This window comes from Flavobacterium sp. (assembly GCF_043756175.1).
Classification (GTDB): Bacteria; Bacteroidota; Bacteroidia; order Flavobacteriales; family Flavobacteriaceae; genus Flavobacterium.
Genome location: NZ_JAYURN010000151.1, coordinates 1 through 2,940, shown reverse-complemented (window position 1 = coordinate 2,940; position 2,940 = coordinate 1). Strand labels below are relative to the sequence as shown.

The window sequence follows — 2,940 nt, the reverse complement described above, 5'->3', positions numbered from 1 at the left end:
AACTTCAGAAATATTAATCCTGTTAAGGTTGATAAAACTACTATTATAAGCCTTGAAAAAGGAAAATTGCAACCGCAGGTTCTAGATTTAGAAGAGGCTGTGCTGGGAGCCATGATGATTGACAAAAAAGGGGTTGATGATGTAATTGACATTCTGCAGCCCGATGCTTTTTATAAAGAAGCACACAAACATATATTTGAAGCTATCGTTCAACTGTTTACAGAAACGCAGCCTATTGACTTATTAACCGTTTCTGCACAACTTAAGAAAAATGCCAAATTAGAATTAGCAGGCGGTGATTTTTACCTAATACAGCTTACGCAAAAGATATCGTCTTCGGCACACATCGAATTTCACTCTAGAATCATACTTCAAAAATTTATTCAACGCAGTTTGATTCGGATTTCAACTGAGATTATTGAAGATTCCTACGACGAAACAACAGATGTTTTTGATTTGTTAGACAGAGCTGAATCCAAATTATACGAGGTTACACAAGGAAATATCAAACGAAGTTCCGAAACGGCCCAAAGTTTAGTGTTGCAGGCTAAAAAACGTATTGAGGAAATTGCAGGACAAGAAGGATTGAGTGGTGTAGCAACCGGTTTTGATAAATTGGATAAGATTACTTCTGGTTGGCAACCAAGTGATTTAATTATTATAGCGGCAAGACCAGCGATGGGTAAGACCGCATTTGTATTATCAATGGCTCGAAATATGGCAATTGATTTTGGAATGCCTGTAGCCTTATTTTCTCTGGAAATGGCGTCAGTACAGTTAATCACCCGTTTGATTTCATCTGAAACTGGTCTGTCATCGGAGAAATTGCGTACCGGAAAACTGGAAAAACACGAATGGGAACAATTGAGCACCAAAGTTAAAAACTTAGAGAAAGCACCTTTATTCATTGATGATACACCTTCATTGTCTATTTTTGATTTACGAGCAAAAGCAAGACGTTTGGTTTCACAACATGGTATCCGAATTATTATTGTTGATTATTTGCAATTGATGACCGCCGGTGGAAACGGAAAAGGAGGAGGAAATAGAGAACAGGAGATTTCCACGATTTCCCGAAACTTAAAAGCATTAGCTAAGGAGTTGAATGTTCCTGTTATTGCACTTTCTCAGTTATCGCGTGCGGTTGAAACGCGTGGATCCAGTAAAAGACCGTTGCTTTCTGACCTTCGTGAATCAGGGGCGATTGAGCAAGATGCCGATATTGTATCGTTTTTATACCGTCCTGAATATTATAAAATTGACGAATGGGATGATGATGAAGCTTCACCAACTGCTGGTCAGGCAGAAATAATGATTGCCAAGCACCGTAATGGTAGTATTGAAAACGTTCGTTTGAAGTTTATCGGACATTTGGGTAAATTTGATAACCTGGAAGATTACAGTGGCAGTTACGATGATTTACCATCGAGTATGAATCAAGATGATAATCCTTTTATCACTAAAAATCTCCCATCAGCTAATGAAGCTTTTGGCAGTAATTTGAATGACGAAGATGATGATAGTGATGTGCCGTTTTAGAAAAATAAAATAAAACCAACTCGTCTTTTATTTCTATACCATTAAAAAAGCCTAAATTCTCTATAGATTTAGGCTTTTTTCATTAGGATAATTTGGTCATTAGTTTTGTTAAGGTAATATTAATTAGTAGTTTAGCAAATAATTGTATTAATTTAATAACGAAGAAGTATGTCTGAAGAACGTTCATTCGAAAACCTAGAATCAATTAAAGCAACAAACGCAATCTCACTTAAAGAAGCACAACGTTGGGCTAAGCGTTGGACTAAAGAAGAGGGACAATACAATAAGCACCATCATGTACATGCTTTTTTAATACCAAAAAAAGATATTCTGGAAGTATTAGTTGAAGGAATTGATGCTGCAAGAGCTTATATTGGTGTTAATGATAAAGGTGTTGAAAAATTAATGATTGTTGGGACTAAATTTGATCCTTTAACGGGTATTTATGTTGATATGATATCTGATGGGGACGGAGTTAACAAGGAAGCGGATAATATTTACGATTTTACAAGACCATGTCCAACTGATTGTGATCCTTCAAGTCCTTTGTTAACTTAATAGGTAATGAATCAAATACTAGCATATATCGGATATTCGATTTTATTATTGAATTTCATCCTTTTTTTTATAAGTTTTTCCAATGAAGGGAATGCTTATAAAATATTTACTCTGTACTTAGGGTTGGTTTTTATGGTTCAAATTTTGGCTGAAATTTTAATTCAACTAAAAACGAACAATTTATTTCTATCACACTTTTACTTTGTTGAACAATTTATTGTGCTTAGTTTCTTTTATAAAAATTTATTCAAAGATGCATTTCAAAAAAAAATGGTGAACATTGGCTTAATTATGGGATTGTCGATTTTGGGGATTCAATACGGACTTAATCCCGGCCTGTTTTTTAAATTCAATTTGTTTGAAATTTTCATAACCTCATTTTTACTGGTCATTTATTCCGCTTTTCATTTTTACAATCTGTTGAATTCTAAGAAAGAATTTTATTATATCAATATGGGTATTTTGCTGTACTTGTTTGGAAGTACCGTTTTGTTTTTAGTGGGTAACCTCATGACATCATTAAGTCCAAAACTAAATAAAATTCCGTGGATTTTGAATAGCTTTTTATACATCGTCTATCAAGTATTCATATTTGTAGAATGGAAAAAAAGTAATCCTAAAAAGATAATTAATGCTGTTTTATGAAAGTAAATACTCTTCATGAAAATGATATAATTGAAATTATTTTTTACACTTGTTTTGCTTTTCTTTTAATGGGAATAGTAATGGTTTTGTTTTTCTATTTTTCAAGAAAGAAGATTATTCAGAAAGAGTTAGAAAAAAAAGATTTAGAAATTCAATACCAGAAAGGGCTTTTAAGCGCTGTAATTATAACTCAAGAAG

2 protein-coding genes and 1 pseudogene are annotated in these 2,940 nt (G+C 33.4%); all 3 read left to right on the top strand.

Going from position 1 to position 2,940, the window contains the following annotated elements; translation table 11 throughout:
• A partial coding sequence (gene dnaB, locus ACH2BP_RS12050) for a replicative DNA helicase (protein ID WP_395060228.1) occupies window positions 1–1,539 on the top strand: 1,539 nt, incomplete at its 5' end.
• 168 nt (window positions 1,540–1,707) lie between these two features.
• A complete protein-coding gene (locus tag ACH2BP_RS12045; RefSeq protein ID WP_395060226.1) occupies window positions 1,708–2,097 on the top strand; it encodes a hypothetical protein in 390 nt (129 codons plus the stop codon).
• Window positions 2,098–2,738: 641 nt separating this feature from the next.
• Window positions 2,739–2,940 (top strand): annotated as a pseudogene (locus ACH2BP_RS12040) (sensor histidine kinase); the annotation flags it as partial.